The following is a 16,134-nucleotide window of genomic DNA, read 5'->3' as shown; positions in this document are numbered from 1 at the left end:
AGTTGACAGATTGCACGATGCAGGACCAAATCGCCAGCCACGAGATCGGGAGGCATCATGAACGGAACTGACCGAACCGCCATCGTGACCGGAGCGGGAACGGGCATCGGCAAGGCGATTGCCGCCGGGCTGGTCGATAAGGGTTTTCGCGTGGCGCTGGCCGGACGCAGGGCGGACATTCTGGAAGCGGCCGCGCGCGAGATGAGCGACGATCCAGCCCGCGTCCTGGCGGTGCCGACCGATATTGGCGACGCGGCTGCCGTGGCGCGGCTTTTCGAGACCGTGGAAACGTGCTTCGGCCAGCTCGACCTTCTCGTCAACAATGCAGGCACCAACACGCCGGCGGTGCCGATCGAGGAACTCAGCCTCGACCAGTGGAACGCGATTCTGGGCGCAAACCTGACGGGCGCGTTCCTTTGCACGCAGGCGGCGTTCCGCATCATGAAGCGGCAGGACCCGCGCGGCGGGCGCATCCTCAACAACGGATCGCTGTCTGCGACGACGCCGCGCCCGCATTCGGCGCCCTATACGGCAACGAAGCACGCCATCACCGGCCTGACCAAGGCGACGGCGCTCGACGGGCGCGAATTCGGCATCGCCTGCGGCCAGTTCGACGTCGGCAATGCGGCGACCGACATGACGCAGCGCATGACCGCCGGCGTGCTGCAAGCCGACGGACGGCGCATGTCAGAACCGCGCATGGACGTGCGGCACGTCGCCGACGCGGTGGTCCACATGGCCACGCTGCCGCCGGAGGCGAACATCCTGTTCCTCAACGTGATGGCGACGAACATGCCATTCGTCGGACGGGGATAATTCTCATGAGCCGCGAAGACGCCATCAAACGCGCGCGCGTGCATTTCGACAGCGGGGATTTTCGCGACGTTCTCGCGCGCCGCGTCGCCATCCGCACGGAAAGCCAGGAACCGGCATCGGGCGGCGATCTCGACCGCTACATTGCCGAGGAAATCCGCCCGGAGCTCGAAACGCTCGGCTTTTCCTGCCGGATCGCACGGCATGAGCGGGCACAGGGACCATTCCTGATCGCAGAACGGATCGAGGACGGGAGCCTGCCGACCGTGCTCGGCTACGGCCATGGCGACGTGACGCGCGGCCAGGGCGAACGCTGGCAGGACGGGCTTTCGCCCTGGGTGCTGATCGAGCGCGACGGCCGCTGGTACGGACGTGGCGTCGCCGACAACAAGGGCCAGCACACGGTCAACGTCGCCGCGCTGCGCGCCGTGTTCGAAGCGCGCGGCAGGCTCGGCTTCAACGCCAAATATCTGATCGAGATGGGGGAGGAAATCGGCTCGCCCGGCCTGCGGGAATTGTGCGCGGCGGAAAGGGATGCGCTGCGCGCCGATCTCCTGATCGCGTCGGACGGGCCGCGCCTTTCCGCAGGCCGGCCGACGCTCTTCCTCGGCTCGCGCGGCGGTATCTCCTTCGACCTCAAGATCAAGGCGCGCGACGGCGCGCATCATTCGGGCAACTGGGGCGGGCTTCTGTCCAACCCTGCCGTCCAGCTCGCCCACGCCATTGCCGCGCTGGTCGGGCCGGAAGGCCGGATTCTCGTGCCGGAACTGAAGCCTGCGGACCTGCCCGCCAGCGTGCGCGAAGCTCTGGCCGATTGCCCGGTCGTCGATACAAGGGACGGCCCGCGCATCGACCCGGACTGGGGCGAGCCGGGATTGTCGGCGGCGGAAAAAGTGTTCGGCTGGTGCGCGCTCGAAGTGCTGGCCTTCGAGGCGGGCGAGCCCCGCGCGCCGGTCAATGCCATTCCCGGCCACGCCTTCGCGCGACTGCAACTGCGCTTCGTCGTCGGCGTCGACCCCGACGGCGTCGTGCCTGCGGTCAGGCGCCATCTCGAAAATACCGGCTTCGGTTTCGTGGATGTCTCGGCGGCGGATGAGGAGATGTTTCGGGCGACGCGGCTCGACCCGGCCGACCCGTGGGTCGGCTTCGCGGCGCGGTCCATCGAGCGCACGACCGGGCAGCGCCCGGCGGTCCTGCCCAATCTCGGCGGATCGCTGCCCAATGACGCCTTTGCCGACATTCTCGGCCTGCGCACGATCTGGGTCCCGCATTCCTATGCCGGCTGCTCGCAGCACGCGCCGGACGAACATCTGGCGCCGCATCTGCTGCGTGAAGGGCTGGAGATGATGGCGGGACTTTACTGGGACATCGGCTCCGGCGGGACGCCTGCCCTGACACGCGACTGACACGACAGCCGAAAGCTGCATTTCCGCCGCGCTCCGGCCGCCAATGTTTCGCCGAGACTCCAAAAGTGTTCGCGCGTGGGTTGTGCGACCCCATCGGCGCCCCATTCGCCTCCTACCCGCCATAATGTCTTTAACGGGTATGGACCACCGACAATGACGGCTCGCTTCCTCCGCTTCTCCGGCATCGCACTGGCTGGCATGATCGCTCTTGGTCTTTCGGCCGGCAGCGCCAATGCCCAGTGCGGCAGCGCTTCGTGGTATGCGCTGACCTCCAAGACGGCCTCGGGCGAGCGGATGAACCCCGACGGCATGACGGCGGCCCATCGCAGCCTGCCCTTCGGCACCAAGATCAAGGTGATCAACCAGCGCAACGGCAAGGAAGTCGTCGTGCGCGTCAATGATCGCGGGCCGTTCACCAAGGGGCGCGTCCTCGATCTGTCGCGCGGCGCGGCGAGCAAGCTCGGCTTCATCAATGCCGGCCACACGAAAATCTGCCTGGAGAATATAGGCTGAAGCGCTCAGCTAGCTCCGCTTCAACTCGGCAAGCCTGCGGCTTTCGCGCGACTGGATGAGATCCGTCGTCGCGATCGCAGACTCGGCGCGCCCGTAAAGGAAACCCTGCCCCATGCGGCAACCCAGTTCGGCAAGACGTTTCGCCTGCGCCCTTTCCTCGATGCCTTCCGCAACCGCCCCTATGCCGAGCCCCGCGCACATGGCGAGGATCGCCTTGACGATATGCTCCGACGGGCGGTCGTTGAGGATGGATGCGATGAAGCTGCGGTCGATCTTGAGCTTGTCGAAGGGGAAATCGCGCAACCGCCCAAGCGAGGACTGCCCGGTGCCGAAATCGTCGAGCGCGATCCGGACGCCCGCACGCTTGAACTCGCCGATGATGGTCGCCGCCGTCTCGGGCTGCGACATCAGGCCGGTCTCGGTGATCTCGACCTCCAGCCGGCGCGGGTCGAGCCCGGAGCGCGCGGAAATCTCCAGCACCTCGCGCGCGGTCGAGTGGTCGACGAGCTGCTCCGGCGACAGGTTGAATGCGAGAAACAAATGCCGTGGCCAGTTGCGCGCCGCGTCCGCCGCCTTGCCGAGCAGGAGACGCGACAGGTCCGGCATGATGCCGCGCTCTTCGGCGAGCGGGATGAAGAGACCCGGGGACACCGGACCGAGATCGTGGTCGTTCCAGCGCGCCAGCGCCTCGAATCCAAGCAGATGGCCACCGTCGAGCGCGACGATCGGCTGGAAATGCGGCTCGACCTCGCCATTGGAGACGGCGCGGCGCAGCGCCTGTTCGATGCGGGTGACGGAATGCACCGCCTCGACCAGTTCCGGCGAATAGACGACGACACGATTGCGTCCGACGCGCCGCGCTTCGTAGAGCGCCGTCTCGGCCTTGCCGATCAGGCCTTCGGTCGTCTCGGCCATGTCGTCATAGATCGAGGTGCCGACCGATGCCGTCAGCCGCACCGAACGCGCGCCTATGTCATAGGGCGCGGAGAGAACCTCGATCAGCATCGTCGCGAGCTGCCGCGCGGCGGATGCGCTGAAGACCATCGGCGCAAGGATCGCGAACTCGTCCGCGCCGATGCGCGTGACGGTCGAGGCGCCGTCGAGCGCGGCGCGCAGGCGCAGGGCCGCCTGCTTCAAAATGCCGTCGCCGGCGGTGCGGCCATAAAGATCGTTGATCGGCTTGAAGCCGTCGAGATCGACGATCGCGACGGCGAAGGGCGCCGGGTCCGCCTCGCGCTCGACGATCAGGCGGGCGATCTTGTCCTTCAGCCGCGCACGGGTGCCGAGACCGGTCAACCGATCCGTCATATGACCGGCCGCATCGCCTGGCCGCATGGTCTCCGTTCTGTCCCCCGACACGGCCGCTGATTTCCCCCACCGCCTTTTCTTGTTGCGCGGGAAGCTGGCACGAAAAAGCTTTCGGAAACGTATCGTGGGCGCGCTTTGGCGGGCGACATGGTTGAGCAACCGATTGGCAAGGCGACGCGAAGAGACTAGATCAAGGGCCAGCCCGCCCGCAGAGCCCCCGACCGGAGCCTTTCATGAGCTTGAAGATCGCCTTCCAGATGGACCATGTCGCGACCGTTTCGATCGCGGGCGACACCACATTCGCACTGGCGCTCGAGGCGCAGCGGCGCGGGCACGAACTCTTCCACTACACGCCAGACCGGCTGTCGATGCGCAATGGCGAGGTGACGGCGCGCGTCGAGACGATGCGGGTGGACGACGTCAAGGGCGCTCATTTCACGCTCGGCGAACCGCAACGCGTGAATCTCGGCGAAATGGATGTGGTGCTTTTGCGCCAGGACCCACCCTTCGACATGAACTACATCACGACGACGCATCTGCTCGAGCGCATCCATCCGAAGACACTGGTCGTCAACGACCCGGCCTGGGTGCGCAATTCGCCCGAAAAGATCTTCGTCACCGAATTTACCGATCTGATGCCCGAAACGCTGATCACCAAGGACCCGATGGAAGTCGCCGATTTCCGCCGCGAGGCCGGCGACATCATCGTCAAGCCGCTCTACGGCAATGGCGGCGCGGGCATCTTCCACATGCTCGAAGCGGACCGGAACCTCGCTTCGCTCCTGGAAATGTTCGGCCAGATGTTCCGCGAACCCTATATCGTCCAGCGCTATCTCAAGGACGTGCGCAAGGGCGACAAGCGCATCATCCTGATCGACGGCGAACCGGTCGGCGCGATCAACCGCGTCCCGGCGGAGCACGATTCGCGCTCCAACATGCATGTCGGCGGCCGGGCCGAAAAGACGGACCTCACGCCGCGCGAGCGCGAGATCTGCGCGCGGATCGGACCGTCGCTCAGGGAACGCGGCTTCATCCTCGTCGGCATCGACGTGATCGGCGACTACATGACCGAGATCAACGTCACCTCGCCGACCGGCGTGCGCGAGGTGAAGAAGTTCGGCGGGGCCGATATCGCCGCGCTGTTCTGGGATGCGGTGGAGGCCAAGCGGAGCTGATGTTCCACCGACACAACCAGATACAACCCGACCACAACTTATGCTCCTTTTTGTTCGCTCGATGTTCTTGATTTGATCCGCAATTCATGCTTGTCTTTCCGCAAGGAGAGCAAGACATGGTTTCACGCGTCCGCACGATCGCGTTCCAAGGCATCGAAACGGTGCCTGTCGACGTCCAGGTGATGGTCGCGCCGGGCAAGATCGGCATGAACATCGTCGGGCTCGGCGACAAGGCCGTTGCGGAAAGCCGCGAACGGGTTCAGGCCGCGCTGCACGCCTCGGGCCTGTCGATGCCCGCCAAGAAGGTGACCATCAACCTGGCGCCGGCGGACCTGCCCAAGGAAGGCAGTCACTACGACCTGCCGATCGCGCTCGGCCTGATGGCGGCGCTGGGGGCGATCCCCTCGGATGCCCTCGACAGCTATGTGGTTCTGGGGGAACTCGCGCTGGACGGCACGATCGCGCCGGTGGCGGGCGTGCTGCCGGCGGCGATTGGCGCCAACGCGATGGGGCGCGGGCTGATCTGCCCGTCCGTCTGCGGCTCGGAAGCTGCGTGGGCGGGCGCCGAGATCGATATCCTCGCGCCGCGCAGTCTGATCGCCATGGCCAACCATTTCCGCGGCACGCAGGTGCTCTGCCGGCCCGAAGCAATGATCGAGCCGCAGACCGGAAACCTGCCCGATCTCGCCGATATCAAAGGTCAGGAAAGTGCCAAGCGCGCGCTCGAAGTCGCGGCGGCGGGCGGGCACAATCTCCTGATGATCGGGCCGCCAGGCTCGGGCAAGTCGATGCTGGCGCAGCGCCTGCCCTCGATCCTGCCTCCGCTGGCGCCGAAGGAACTGCTGGAAGTCTCGATGATCGCCTCGATCGCCGGGGAACTCGCCGGCGGCAAGCTTTCGGATCGACGACCCTTTCGCAGCCCGCATCACTCAGCCTCGATGGCGGCGATGGTCGGCGGCGGATTGCGGGCGCGACCGGGCGAGGTTTCGCTCGCGCATAATGGCGTTCTCTTCCTCGACGAGTTTCCCGAATTCCAGCCGGTTGTGCTCGATTCGCTGCGCCAACCGATCGAGAACGGCGAAAGCGTGATCGCGCGCGCCAATCACCGCGTCTCCTATCCGGCGCGCATCCAACTCGTCGCGGCGATGAACCCGTGCCGTTGCGGGATGGCGGGCGAGCCGGGCCATCGCTGCGCGCGCGGGCCGCGCTGCCAGTCCGATTATCAGGCTCGCATCTCGGGACCACTCCTCGATCGCATCGACCTGCGCATCGAAGTCCCTGCCGTCAGCGCTGCCGACCTGATCGCGCCGGGCCGCGCCGAAAAGAGCATCGTCGTGCGCGAACGCGTTGCCGCGGCACGTCGATTGCAGGCGGAGCGCTATGCAGCACTCGGGTTGGCGGCAGCGACGACCAATGCGCATTGCAGTGCCGGCCTGATCGAGACGGTCGCGGTGCCCGATGCCGCCGGCGCGGCCCTGTTGCGCGATGCGAGCGAGAAACTGAACCTGTCCGCGCGTGCCTATCACCGCGTTCTCAAGGTCGCACGCACGCTTGCCGATCTCGACGGCGCCGAACCGGTTGCGCGCATTCACCTTGCCGAAGCGATCTCCTATCGGATGGCAGGTGAAAGGCTGGCAGCAGCGGCGTAGAGCGAGAGGCGTTTGGTGTGTTGATCGTCAGGTCTGAGCGGCCTGCAAACGCCCGTTTTCCGCGCTTGCGGTGCTCGGCGCGGCGTCAGGCATCGGGATAGAGCGCGGCGGTGGGAAAGCCGCTTGCGGCGGAGACACACGACGACAAGGTGGAACGCGCTTTCCGGGTGCCTTGCCTGTCGGACGCCGAGACGTTGCCGCGCGGTGAGACGCCTCGGCGAAAATCCTTGCCTATTGCAGCGCGCCGACCAGCATATTGCGGTCTTCGCGAAGCGTGACCCAGTGGCCGGTATGGTTGGAGGCCTGACGCTTCAGGAACTTGTAGCCGGTCGAGTACCAGGGGCGCAGGTCGTTGTTCAGATTGTCGAGGATGAAGTCGCCACGATCGGTGCGCAGCGTCAGGACGGCATGACCCTCGCCGTCGGGCTTGCGCACCACCGTCAGGAGCAGGTTCGACAGCGAAATACCGGCCTCGGCCAGCCGCTTGCGCTTTTCGAGCGCGTAGTCCTCGCAGTCGCCGACGCCATTGACCGGATAGGCCCACCATTCGTCGCGGCCATAGATTTCGAGGTCGCTGCGGGGCGAGACCGTTTCGTTCACCGACCGGTTGATCCGGTCGATCTTGCGCCAGATTGCGTTGTCGATGGGAAGCGGGCCGCGATCGATCGGGCGGATGGAACATTCGCCGGGGCTGCGCTGACAAAGGTCGTAATGACCGATTGGCTGCGATGTGAGGCCGGAAACCTGCATTGCCGCACCTGAACCGGGCATTGCGGATGCCGGCACGGACTGCGCCAGGGCGCCTGCCAGAATCGCGACCGCAAGAAATCGCAGTGATCTCGAAGATCCACCCATTCGCCCTAACCCCGATTTCGCACTTTTTCAGCGTCGTTAACAAAAGGTTAAGTTCGGGTGATCAGTACTGTCAATCGAGCGGCGCGCCGACCACATCCATCGCTTTGCGGCTGTGACAATCCGCACACACATTTTTGCCCGCAAACCGGGCGTGCAGGCGGCATTTGCGCAATTAACCATATGACAAGATTGCGCGTTTCGCGCCGAGACACGATCTGGACGGAATACGGGTTCAAACGTGCGCCGAGGGGGCAAGGCGCGCTCCCTATATCGGGATGGGTGGCAAAGATGCGATGCCGCGCCGATTACGGGCGCGGCATCTGATTCGGCGGCAACCGCGCACCGCCGGCCTTGAAATGGCCCAGCCTATCGCGGCCAGCCGGCGACCGCCTTGACTTCAAGAAAATCCTCGAGGCCGAACTTGCCGCCCTCGCGTCCGAGGCCCGACTGCTTGTAGCCGCCGAAGGGCGAGCCCGGCGCCCGGCTGGCGCCGTTCACCTGCACCATGCCGGCGCGCAACCGGCGCGCGACGCGACGCGCGCGCTCATCATCGCCGGTCTGCACATAGCTCGACAGGCCATAGGGCGTGTCGTTGGCGATGGCGACAGCCTCGTCCTCACCCTCGAAGGAGATCATCGCCAGGACCGGGCCGAACACTTCCTCGCGCGCGATCGTCATCTCGTTGGTGACATCGGCGAAGATCGTCGGGCGGACATAGTAGCCGCGGTTGAAGCCTTCGGGCCGGCCCGCGCCGCCGGCGACGACCCTGGCGCCTTCCTTGACCGCGATGTCGATCAGACCCTGCACCTTGTCGAACTGCGCCTGCGAGACGAGCGGTCCGATGTGATCGCCGTCATCGGCCGGATTGCCGACCTTGACCGTCTTCGCGTGTGCGCCGGCAAGTTCGACCGCGCGGTCGTAAACCGAACGCTCGACCAGCATACGCGTCGGGGCGTTGCAGGACTGGCCGGTGTTCTCGAAACAGTGATCGAGGCCGCGCACGATGGCCGCTTCCAGATCGCTGTCGGCGAAGACGATGTTCGGGGACTTGCCGCCCAGTTCCAACGTCACGCGCTTGACCGTATCGGCCGCCGCCTTGGTGACGGCGATGCCCGCGCGGGTCGATCCGGTGAACGACATCATGTCGATGCCAGGATGCCGCGACATCGCCTCGCCGACCGTCGGCCCGTCGCCATTGACCATGTTGAAGACGCCGGCCGGAAAGCCCGCCGCGTCCATGATCTCCGCAAAGACGATCGAGGAGAGCGGCGCGATCTCTGACGGCTTCAGAATCACCGTGCAGCCGGCCGCGATTGCCGGCACGACTTTCAGCGTGACCTGGTTCATCGGCCAGTTCCAGGGCGTGATCAGGCCGCAGACGCCGATCGGCTCGTGGACGATGCGCTCCTGCGGGTTGCGCTCGTCGAGCGCGTGCTCGAACTCGAAATTCTTCAAGGTGCGGATGAAGGTCTTGATGTGGCTGATGCCGACGGCGGCCTGGCTTTCCATGGCCAGCTTCATCGGCGCGCCCATTTCGTCCGAAATCGCCTTCGCCATATCGGCGACCCGCGCCTTGTAGGCTTCGAGCAGTCGCTCAAGCGCGGCGACACGCTCCTCCTTCGTGGACGCGCTCCAGGCGGGGAAAGCACGGCGCGCGGCTTCAACGGCCTTGTCGACGTCAGCCGCAGAGCCGAGCGAGATGACGGCGAAGGGCTGTTCGTCGGCCGGGTTGATCACCTCCAAGGTGTTCGGCCTGGCTGGCGCCACCCAGCGCCCGTCGATGTAGAAATCGGTCTTCTCGATCATGCTCGTCTCCTTCAATTCGGATCGCAGAGGTTCCAGATAGCGCGATGACCCGGTGCGGCGATAGACTCAAAGACGAGTGTGGCGCCTTGCATCGCAGCGCCAGAAGACAAGCCCACGACGCAAACAGGCAAACTGGACCAAGCAAGGTCGGCCACTGTTGCAATTTGCCAGGATATGGTGATCCTAGAGGCCAAAGCAAAGACAGTCCGGCCACGATGCCCAGGACCACAGGGGAACGATCGACTGCATGGTAAGCGTCAGCAATGACGCGGACGAGCCCGGATTCGTCCGCTTTCAGAACGTCCAGAAGAGCTATGACGGCGAGGTTCTGGTCGTCAAGAATCTGAATCTCGACATCGCACAGGGCGAGTTCCTGACGATGCTCGGGCCATCGGGTTCCGGCAAGACGACCTGCCTCATGATGCTGGCGGGGTTCGAGAATGCGACCCATGGCGAGATTCGACTCAAGGGCGAGCGGATCGACAACGTGCCGCCGCACAAGCGTGAAATCGGCATGGTGTTCCAGAACTATGCGCTCTTCCCGCACATGACGGTGGCCGAGAATCTCGCCTTTCCGCTCAAGGTGCGCTCCAAGCCGAAGGCGGAGATCGAGGCCCGCGTGAAGCGCGCGCTCGACATGGTCAAGCTCGGCGCGCTTGGCAACCGGATGCCCGCACAGCTTTCCGGCGGCCAGCAGCAGCGGGTGGCGGTCGCCCGAGCGCTCGTCTTCGAGCCGGCTCTGGTGCTGATGGACGAGCCGCTCGGCGCGCTCGACAAGAATTTGCGGGAGCAGATGCAGTACGAGATCAAGCACATTCACGACGATCTGGGCGTGACCGTCGTCTATGTGACGCACGACCAGTCCGAAGCTCTGACCATGTCGAACCGCATCGCTGTCTTCGAGGACGGCGTGATCCAGCAGCTCGCCGCGCCCGCCGATCTCTATGAACGGCCGGACAACGCCTTTGTCGCCTCGTTCATCGGCGAGAACAACAAGCTTGCCGGCAAGGTCGAGGCGATGAACGGCAAGAGTTGCGCCGTGCGGCTGACGGACGGCTCGCTGGTCCAGGCGCTGCCCGTCAACGTCTCGGGCACGGGCGAGAACACGACGCTGTCGCTGCGGCCCGAACGGGTCCGCATCGCGCCGCCCGAAAGCCTGGCCAACAGCTTCGAGGCGCGGGTCGAGGAACTGATCTATCTCGGGGACCATATCCGCACCCGCGTCAGCGTATGCGGCAATCCAAATTTCATCATCAAGGTGCCCAATGCGGCGCGCAACGACCGGCTCGCCACGGGCGAGACAGTCCGCGTGGGATGGGCAGCGGAAGATTGCCGGGCGCTCGACGCCTGACAAAGCCGCCGCCGAAGGGTGGCGGGGACAAGAGCACGAAGCCGATGCAGGAACCATCGGCGAAACCAGAGGAGAACGTCATGAATCTTTCACGTCTCAAGGTGATTGGTGCGGGAGCGGCAGTCAGCCTGCTCGCGCTCGGCGCCTACGCGCAGGACCAGATATCGCTGACCGTCGTGTCGTGGGGCGGCGCCTATTCCGAAAGCCAGCAGCGCGCCTATCACGACCCCTGGATGGCCGAAAATCCCAATGTCCGCATCATCAACGACGACGGATCGGCCAATGCGCTGGCCTCGCTGCGCGCTCAGGCCCAGGCGAACAACGTAACCTGGGATCTGGTCGACATGCTGCCGTCCGATGCGCAGCTTGCCTGCGACGAAGGCATCATCATGCCCATCGATCACGATGAATGGCTGGCGCCGGCGCCCGACGGCACGGCGGCATCGGAGGACTTCCTGCCCGGCTCGCTGGGCGACTGCTTCATCCCGCAGATCGTCTATTCGACCGTGATGTCCTACAACACCGAGATGTTCGAAGATGGCAAGGCGCCGGCCTCGATCGCCGATTTCTTCAATATCGAAGAATTCCCCGGCAAGCGCGCCATCCAGGATCGGCCGGCCGGCAATCTCGAATGGGCGCTTTACGCCGACGGCGTGCCGATCGACGAGATCTACGAGACGCTGGAGACGCCCGAAGGCGTCGACCGTGCCTTCGCCAAGCTCGACACGATCAAATCGGAACTGATCTTCTGGACCGAAGGCGCCCAGGCGCCGCAGCTCCTGGCCGACAAGGAGGCCGCGTTCGCAACGGGCTACAACGGCCGTATCTTTGCGGCAGCGGAAGTCGAAGGCCAGCCATTCGGTATCATCTGGGACGGGCAACTCGTCGAATGGGACGGCTGGGTGGTTCCGACCGGCACCAGAAATCTCGAAGCCGTGAAGGAATATCTCACCTGGGCGACCGACACGCAGCGCCTTGCCGATCAGGCCAAATACATCTCCTACGGCCCGGCCCGCGCCTCGTCCGCAGACCTTGTCGGTGAACATGCCGATCTCGGCATCGACATGTCCACGCACATGCCGACCCACCCCGACAACTATACGACGCCGATCATCCTCAACAACGATTTCTGGACCGATTACGGCGACGAACTGCGCGAGCGCTACGCTAGCTGGATGCTCCAGTAGGAGCTTCCACGGGAACGGGCGCCTCGGCGCCCGTTCCCCCATCTTCCGGCATGACCGCGGACACGCATTCCGCGAGGAGTATCGAATCTATGGCACAGGCAGCGCTCGCTCCGGCCGCCTCTCCCACCGATCCCGCGCCGCGGGACATGGTGACGGCCGACGGCGTCCCGCTGAAAACGTCTTTGAAGCGCGCCGAGCGGCGGCGCAAGATCACCGCCTTCCTGCTCGTCGCACCGCTCCTCGCCTTCATCGTCATCACCTTCATCATTCCGATCGGCCAGATGATGTGGCGCAGCGTCGACAATCCGGTGATCGTCGCGACTCTTCCGCAGACGGCCGACGCGCTGGCCGACTGGAATGGCGAGGATCTGCCGTCCGAGGAGACCTATGCCGCGCTCGTCGCCGACCTCGCCATCGCGCAGGAAAACCGCACGGTCGGCCAACTCGCCATCCGCCTGAACTACGAGCTTTCCGGTGCGCGCAGCCTGGTGGCCGGGCTTGCCAGGCGGGCCGACGACATGGAGGCACCGTTCCGCGAGGCCGTGATCGACAATAATGGCCGCTGGGGCGACATGCAGATCTGGCACATCCTGAAACGCGAAGCACGGCCCTATACGACCGCGCATTACGTTTCCGCGATCGACATGCGATACAATTCCGACGGCGAACTGGAACGCCAGCCGACGACGCAGCGCGTCTACGTCCAGCTTTTCCTGCGCACGCTGGCGCTGTCCGTCGCGATCACCTGCACGACGCTCCTGCTTGGCTATCCGATCGCCTTTCTGTTGGCCTCGCTGCCGATGCGCACGTCCAACCTTCTGATGATCTTCGTCCTCCTGCCCTTCTGGACGTCGCTTCTGGTGCGCACCACGGCCTGGATCGTGCTCTTGCAGCAGCAGGGCGTGGTCAATGAGCTGCTGGTCTGGTCGGGCATCATCTCGAACAGCGGCCGGCTGCCGATGATCCATAATGCGATCGGCACGATCATCGCGATGACGCATGTCCTGCTGCCGTTCATGGTTCTGCCGCTCTACAGCGTGATGAAGGGCATCTCGCCCTCCTATATGCGCGCGGCGCGGTCGCTCGGCGCCAATAACTGGACGGCCTTCTGGAAGGTCTATGTGCCGCTGACGGTGCCGGGGATCGGCGCGGGCGCCATCCTCGTCTTCATCATTTCGATCGGCTATTACATCACCCCGGCGCTGGTGGGCGGCCAGAGCGGCCAGATGATCTCCAACCTGATCGCCTTCCACATGCAGAATTCGCTCAACTGGGGGCTTGCCGCCGCGCTCGGCACGATCCTGCTCACCGGCGTCCTGATCCTCTACTGGATCTACAACCGAATCGTCGGCATCGACAACGTGAAGCTGGGCTGAGGACAGGACGATGGCGCTTCCCACCTATGCCGGACCGCTCGAACGCATCTGGTACTATGCCTTCCGCATCTTCTGCGGGCTCGTCTTCTTCTCCCTGATCGCACCGATCCTGGTGATCATCCCGCTGTCGTTCAACGTGCAGCCCTATTTCACCTATACGCGGGAGATGCTGACGCTTGACCCGGACGGCTATTCGCTGCGCTGGTATCGCGATTTCTGGAACTCCGCGGCGTGGATGAACTCGATCCGCAACTCGGTCATCATCGGCGTCTTCGCGACCTTGATCGCGACGGTGCTCGGAACGCTCGCCGCGCTCGGTCTGTCGCGCAAGGAAATGCCGTTCCGCGGGCTGATCATGGGGCTCCTGATCTCACCGATGATCGTGCCGCTGATCATCTCGGCCGCCGGCATGTTCTTCTTCTATTCGAGCATCGGTCTTGCCGGGACGCTGCCGGGCGTGATCATGGCCCACGCGGCGCTCGGCACGCCTTTTGTCATCATCACCGTGACGGCGACGCTGGTCGGGTTCGACCACTCGCTGACGCGCGCGGCCGCGAGCCTCGGCGCGTCGCCGACGACCGCATTTCGCAAGATCACCATGCCGCTGATCCTGCCGGGCGTGATTTCGGGCGCGCTCTTCGCCTTCATCACCTCCTTCGACGAGATCGTCATCGTTCTGTTCCTGGCCGGTGTCGAACAAAGGACGATTCCGCGCGAGATGTGGTCGGGCATCCGCGAGCAGATCAGCCCGACGATCCTCGCCGTCGCGACCGTGCTGGTGCTGTTCTCGATCGCGCTCCTGACGACGATCGAATTGTTGCGTCGCCGCTCGGAACGGATGCGGGGCATGACGGCGCAGTAGAACCATCAGCGTGATCTGGCACGCAGGTTGCACAGCATCGGCAACCGCCCCTGCCGAGAGCACCTGACTTGAACATGATGCCCGCCGATCGTCCCGTCCTGCAGCGCGTGCGCGCGACAGGACGCCTCTCGGTCAAGCTGTCCGGCGACCGAACGGGGCTCGACCGGCTCTATCAGGAGGGAGCGGCGAAAATTCGCTTTCCCGCTCCCGAAAGCGACGCGCTCGAGGCGATCCTGATCAATACGGCCGGGGGGCTGACGGGCGGCGACCGCGTCGCCTGGTCGATCGAGGCGGCAGCCGGAACCCATCTCGCTTTGACGACGCAAGCCTGCGAGAAGATCTACCGGGCCGGAAACGGGCACGCCGGTGTTTCGGTGTCGCTCAAGGCGGGCATGGATGCGCGGCTCGCTTGGCTGCCGCAGGAGACGATCCTGTTCGACCGATCGGCGCTTGTTCGAAAGCTCGACATCGATCTTGAACCCGGCGCGCGCGCACTGCTTCTGGAAGCCACCATCTTCGGACGACAGGCGATGGGCGAACATGTCAGCGCCGCAACGTTCCACGATCGCTGGCGGGTGTGCGTCGACGGCAGGCTCGTCCATGCCGAGGATTTTCGCATCGGCACCGATATCGCGGCGCAACTCGCCCGCCCGGCGATCGCTGCCGGCGGGCAGGCCGTCGCGACGGTCCTGATGATCGCAGATCGCGCGGGCGACATGCTCGATCCGGCGCGCGCGATCATCGGCGATGCAGGCGGCGCCAGCCACTGGCGCGTCGGCACGACTGGCAAGCTTCTTGCGAGGCTGGTCGCCGAGGACGGCTACGCCCTCAGGGCGCGGCTGGTCTCCCTCATCCGCCTGCTCAACGGACGGGCAGGACTGCCCAAGATTTGGACAAGCTGAAAGTGAAGCCATGAACCTGACGCCTCGCGAAAAGGACAAGCTGTTGATCGCCATGGCCGCGATCGTCGCCCGCAAGCGGCTCGAGCGCGGCGTCAGGCTCAATCATCCCGAGGCCATCGCGCTGATCACGGATTTCGTCGTCGAGGGCGCACGGGACGGACGGTCCGTCGCCGATCTGATGGAAGCGGGCGCCCATGTGATCACACGCGATCAGGTGATGGACGGCATTGCCGAGATGATCCACGACGTTCAGGTCGAAGCGACCTTTCCGGACGGGACCAAACTCGTGACCGTCCATGAGCCGATCCGCTGACAAGCCCAACAAACAAGGATGACGGCCGATGCCGACACGCATATTCTTCGCTGTCTTTTCTCTGATCGCCGCGGCGACAGCGGCGCTTGCCCATCCCGGCCATGCAACCGGCACCGATCACGACTTTATGTCCGGCCTGCTGCACCCGGTCACCGGGCTCGACCACATCCTCGCGATGGTCGCGGTGGGGCTGTGGGCCGCTTCGCTCGGCGGCCGCGCCATCGTGGCCGTGCCGGCGGGTTTCGCGACCTTCATGGCGGTGGGGTTCGTGATCGCGCTGTCGGGTGCCGCCCTGCCCTATGTCGAACCGATGATCCTCGGCTCGGTGGTGGTTCTCGGCCTGATGGTCGCGGTCGCGATCCGGCTACCTGCCGTGCCGGCCGCGCTGCTGGTCGGTCTCTTCGCCGTCTTCCACGGTCACGCGCACGGTACCGAGATGGACGGCGCGAACGCGCTTGCCCATGGTTCCGGCTTCCTGATCGCGACGATTGCCCTCCACGCGGCCGGTATCGGTCTTGCCGCCGCCCTTGCACGTCTCGACTGTCGCGATCTGCCCGTGCGCGCGCTCGGCGCCGTCACTGCATTCACCGTCATCCTCGTCTTCGTTGCCGGCTAGGA

The 16,134-nt window shown here is 65.0% G+C and carries 15 protein-coding genes; 12 read left to right on the top strand and 3 right to left on the bottom strand.

What is annotated here, in order from left to right:
* The first annotated feature begins 57 nt into the window (after nucleotides 1–57).
* The 3 genes from PZ895_RS14640 to PZ895_RS14630 all read left to right on the top strand — a co-directional run bounded on the left by PZ895_RS14640 (nucleotide 58) and on the right by PZ895_RS14630 (nucleotide 2,732).
* Complete coding sequence (locus PZ895_RS14640; RefSeq protein WP_275839708.1) at nucleotides 58–816, top strand: SDR family oxidoreductase; 759 nt, start codon at nucleotides 58–60, stop codon at nucleotides 814–816.
* Between the two features lie 5 nt (nucleotides 817–821).
* Entirely contained in the window at nucleotides 822–2,219 is a 1,398-nt protein-coding gene (locus PZ895_RS14635; protein ID WP_275839707.1) for a M20 family metallopeptidase, read from the top strand.
* Between the two features lie 198 nt (nucleotides 2,220–2,417).
* Nucleotides 2,418–2,732, top strand: a complete 315-nt coding sequence (locus tag PZ895_RS14630; protein WP_275839816.1) for a septal ring lytic transglycosylase RlpA family protein — start codon at nucleotides 2,418–2,420, stop codon at nucleotides 2,730–2,732.
* A gap of 9 nt (nucleotides 2,733–2,741) precedes the next feature.
* Here the strand turns inward: PZ895_RS14630 and PZ895_RS14625 are convergent, their stop codons facing one another.
* The gene (locus PZ895_RS14625; RefSeq protein ID WP_275839706.1) at nucleotides 2,742–4,040 is read right to left on the bottom strand and encodes an EAL domain-containing protein; all 1,299 of its coding nucleotides are present in this window, start codon (nucleotides 4,038–4,040) and stop codon (nucleotides 2,742–2,744) included.
* Between the two features lie 233 nt (nucleotides 4,041–4,273).
* Between PZ895_RS14625 and gshB the strand changes: the two genes are divergently transcribed.
* Both gshB and PZ895_RS14615 read left to right on the top strand, forming a co-directional pair.
* A complete protein-coding gene (gene gshB / locus PZ895_RS14620; RefSeq protein ID WP_275839705.1) occupies nucleotides 4,274–5,215 on the top strand; it encodes a glutathione synthase in 942 nt (313 codons plus the stop codon).
* A gap of 116 nt (nucleotides 5,216–5,331) precedes the next feature.
* Nucleotides 5,332–6,864: a YifB family Mg chelatase-like AAA ATPase gene (locus PZ895_RS14615; protein WP_275839704.1), complete on the top strand. Its 1,533-nt coding sequence runs from the start codon at nucleotides 5,332–5,334 to the stop codon at nucleotides 6,862–6,864.
* A 231-nt stretch (nucleotides 6,865–7,095) separates the two neighbouring features.
* On the opposite strand, the gene PZ895_RS14610 is transcribed toward PZ895_RS14615, so the two are convergent.
* Nucleotides 7,096–7,719 carry a transglutaminase-like cysteine peptidase gene (locus PZ895_RS14610; RefSeq protein ID WP_275839703.1) on the bottom strand — a complete coding sequence of 208 codons (624 nt, stop codon included), beginning with the start codon at nucleotides 7,717–7,719 and terminating at the stop codon, nucleotides 7,096–7,098.
* Nucleotides 7,720–8,085: 366 nt separating this feature from the next.
* On the bottom strand, nucleotides 8,086–9,540 hold the full coding sequence (locus tag PZ895_RS14605; protein WP_275839702.1) for an aldehyde dehydrogenase family protein: 1,455 nt from the start codon (nucleotides 9,538–9,540) through the stop codon (nucleotides 8,086–8,088).
* 232 nt (nucleotides 9,541–9,772) lie between these two features.
* Here PZ895_RS14605 and PZ895_RS14600 point away from each other — a divergent pair, with 232 nt between their 5' ends.
* The 7 genes from PZ895_RS14600 (at nucleotide 9,773) to PZ895_RS14570 (ending at nucleotide 16,132) form a co-directional block, all read left to right on the top strand.
* The gene (locus PZ895_RS14600; RefSeq protein ID WP_275839701.1) at nucleotides 9,773–10,876 is read left to right on the top strand and encodes an ABC transporter ATP-binding protein; all 1,104 of its coding nucleotides are present in this window, start codon (nucleotides 9,773–9,775) and stop codon (nucleotides 10,874–10,876) included.
* Nucleotides 10,877–10,956: 80 nt separating this feature from the next.
* Entirely contained in the window at nucleotides 10,957–12,063 is a 1,107-nt protein-coding gene (locus tag PZ895_RS14595) for an ABC transporter substrate-binding protein (RefSeq protein WP_275839700.1), read from the top strand.
* An 89-nt stretch (nucleotides 12,064–12,152) separates the two neighbouring features.
* On the top strand, nucleotides 12,153–13,439 hold the full coding sequence (locus tag PZ895_RS14590; RefSeq protein ID WP_275839699.1) for an ABC transporter permease: 1,287 nt from the start codon (nucleotides 12,153–12,155) through the stop codon (nucleotides 13,437–13,439).
* A gap of 10 nt (nucleotides 13,440–13,449) precedes the next feature.
* Nucleotides 13,450–14,301, top strand: coding sequence for an ABC transporter permease (locus PZ895_RS14585; protein ID WP_275839698.1), 852 nt, complete (start codon nucleotides 13,450–13,452; stop codon nucleotides 14,299–14,301).
* 74 nt (nucleotides 14,302–14,375) lie between these two features.
* Entirely contained in the window at nucleotides 14,376–15,203 is an 828-nt protein-coding gene (locus PZ895_RS14580) for an urease accessory protein UreD (protein WP_275839815.1), read from the top strand.
* 10 nt (nucleotides 15,204–15,213) lie between these two features.
* The gene (locus PZ895_RS14575; protein ID WP_275839697.1) at nucleotides 15,214–15,516 is read left to right on the top strand and encodes an urease subunit gamma; all 303 of its coding nucleotides are present in this window, start codon (nucleotides 15,214–15,216) and stop codon (nucleotides 15,514–15,516) included.
* 28 nt (nucleotides 15,517–15,544) lie between these two features.
* Complete coding sequence (locus tag PZ895_RS14570; RefSeq protein ID WP_275839696.1) at nucleotides 15,545–16,132, top strand: HupE/UreJ family protein; 588 nt, start codon at nucleotides 15,545–15,547, stop codon at nucleotides 16,130–16,132.
* Nucleotides 16,133–16,134 lie beyond the last annotated feature (2 nt).

Source organism: Mesorhizobium sp. YIM 152430 (assembly GCF_029210365.1).
Taxonomy (GTDB): Bacteria; Pseudomonadota; Alphaproteobacteria; order Rhizobiales; family Rhizobiaceae; genus Aliihoeflea.
This window is presented reverse-complemented; position numbering and strand designations above follow the sequence as displayed.

Bases quoted from the DNA above. Each gene is read 5' to 3' on its own strand.
- PZ895_RS14640 (WP_275839708.1), top strand. From the start codon at position 58: ATGAACGGAACTGACCGAACCGCCATCGTGACCGGAGCGGGAACGGGC.
- PZ895_RS14635 (WP_275839707.1), top strand. From the start codon at position 822: ATGAGCCGCGAAGACGCCATCAAACGCGCGCGCGTGCATTTCGACAGC.
- PZ895_RS14630 (WP_275839816.1), top strand. From the start codon at position 2,418: ATGATCGCTCTTGGTCTTTCGGCCGGCAGCGCCAATGCCCAGTGCGGC.
- PZ895_RS14625 (WP_275839706.1), bottom strand. From the start codon at position 4,040: ATGACGGATCGGTTGACCGGTCTCGGCACCCGTGCGCGGCTGAAGGAC.
- gshB (WP_275839705.1), top strand. From the start codon at position 4,274: ATGAGCTTGAAGATCGCCTTCCAGATGGACCATGTCGCGACCGTTTCG.
- PZ895_RS14615 (WP_275839704.1), top strand. From the start codon at position 5,332: ATGGTTTCACGCGTCCGCACGATCGCGTTCCAAGGCATCGAAACGGTG.
- PZ895_RS14610 (WP_275839703.1), bottom strand. From the start codon at position 7,719: ATGGGTGGATCTTCGAGATCACTGCGATTTCTTGCGGTCGCGATTCTG.
- PZ895_RS14600 (WP_275839701.1), top strand. From the start codon at position 9,773: ATGGTAAGCGTCAGCAATGACGCGGACGAGCCCGGATTCGTCCGCTTT.
- PZ895_RS14595 (WP_275839700.1), top strand. From the start codon at position 10,957: ATGAATCTTTCACGTCTCAAGGTGATTGGTGCGGGAGCGGCAGTCAGC.
- PZ895_RS14590 (WP_275839699.1), top strand. From the start codon at position 12,153: ATGGCACAGGCAGCGCTCGCTCCGGCCGCCTCTCCCACCGATCCCGCG.
- PZ895_RS14585 (WP_275839698.1), top strand. From the start codon at position 13,450: ATGGCGCTTCCCACCTATGCCGGACCGCTCGAACGCATCTGGTACTAT.
- PZ895_RS14580 (WP_275839815.1), top strand. From the start codon at position 14,376: ATGATGCCCGCCGATCGTCCCGTCCTGCAGCGCGTGCGCGCGACAGGA.
- PZ895_RS14575 (WP_275839697.1), top strand. From the start codon at position 15,214: ATGAACCTGACGCCTCGCGAAAAGGACAAGCTGTTGATCGCCATGGCC.
- PZ895_RS14570 (WP_275839696.1), top strand. From the start codon at position 15,545: ATGCCGACACGCATATTCTTCGCTGTCTTTTCTCTGATCGCCGCGGCG.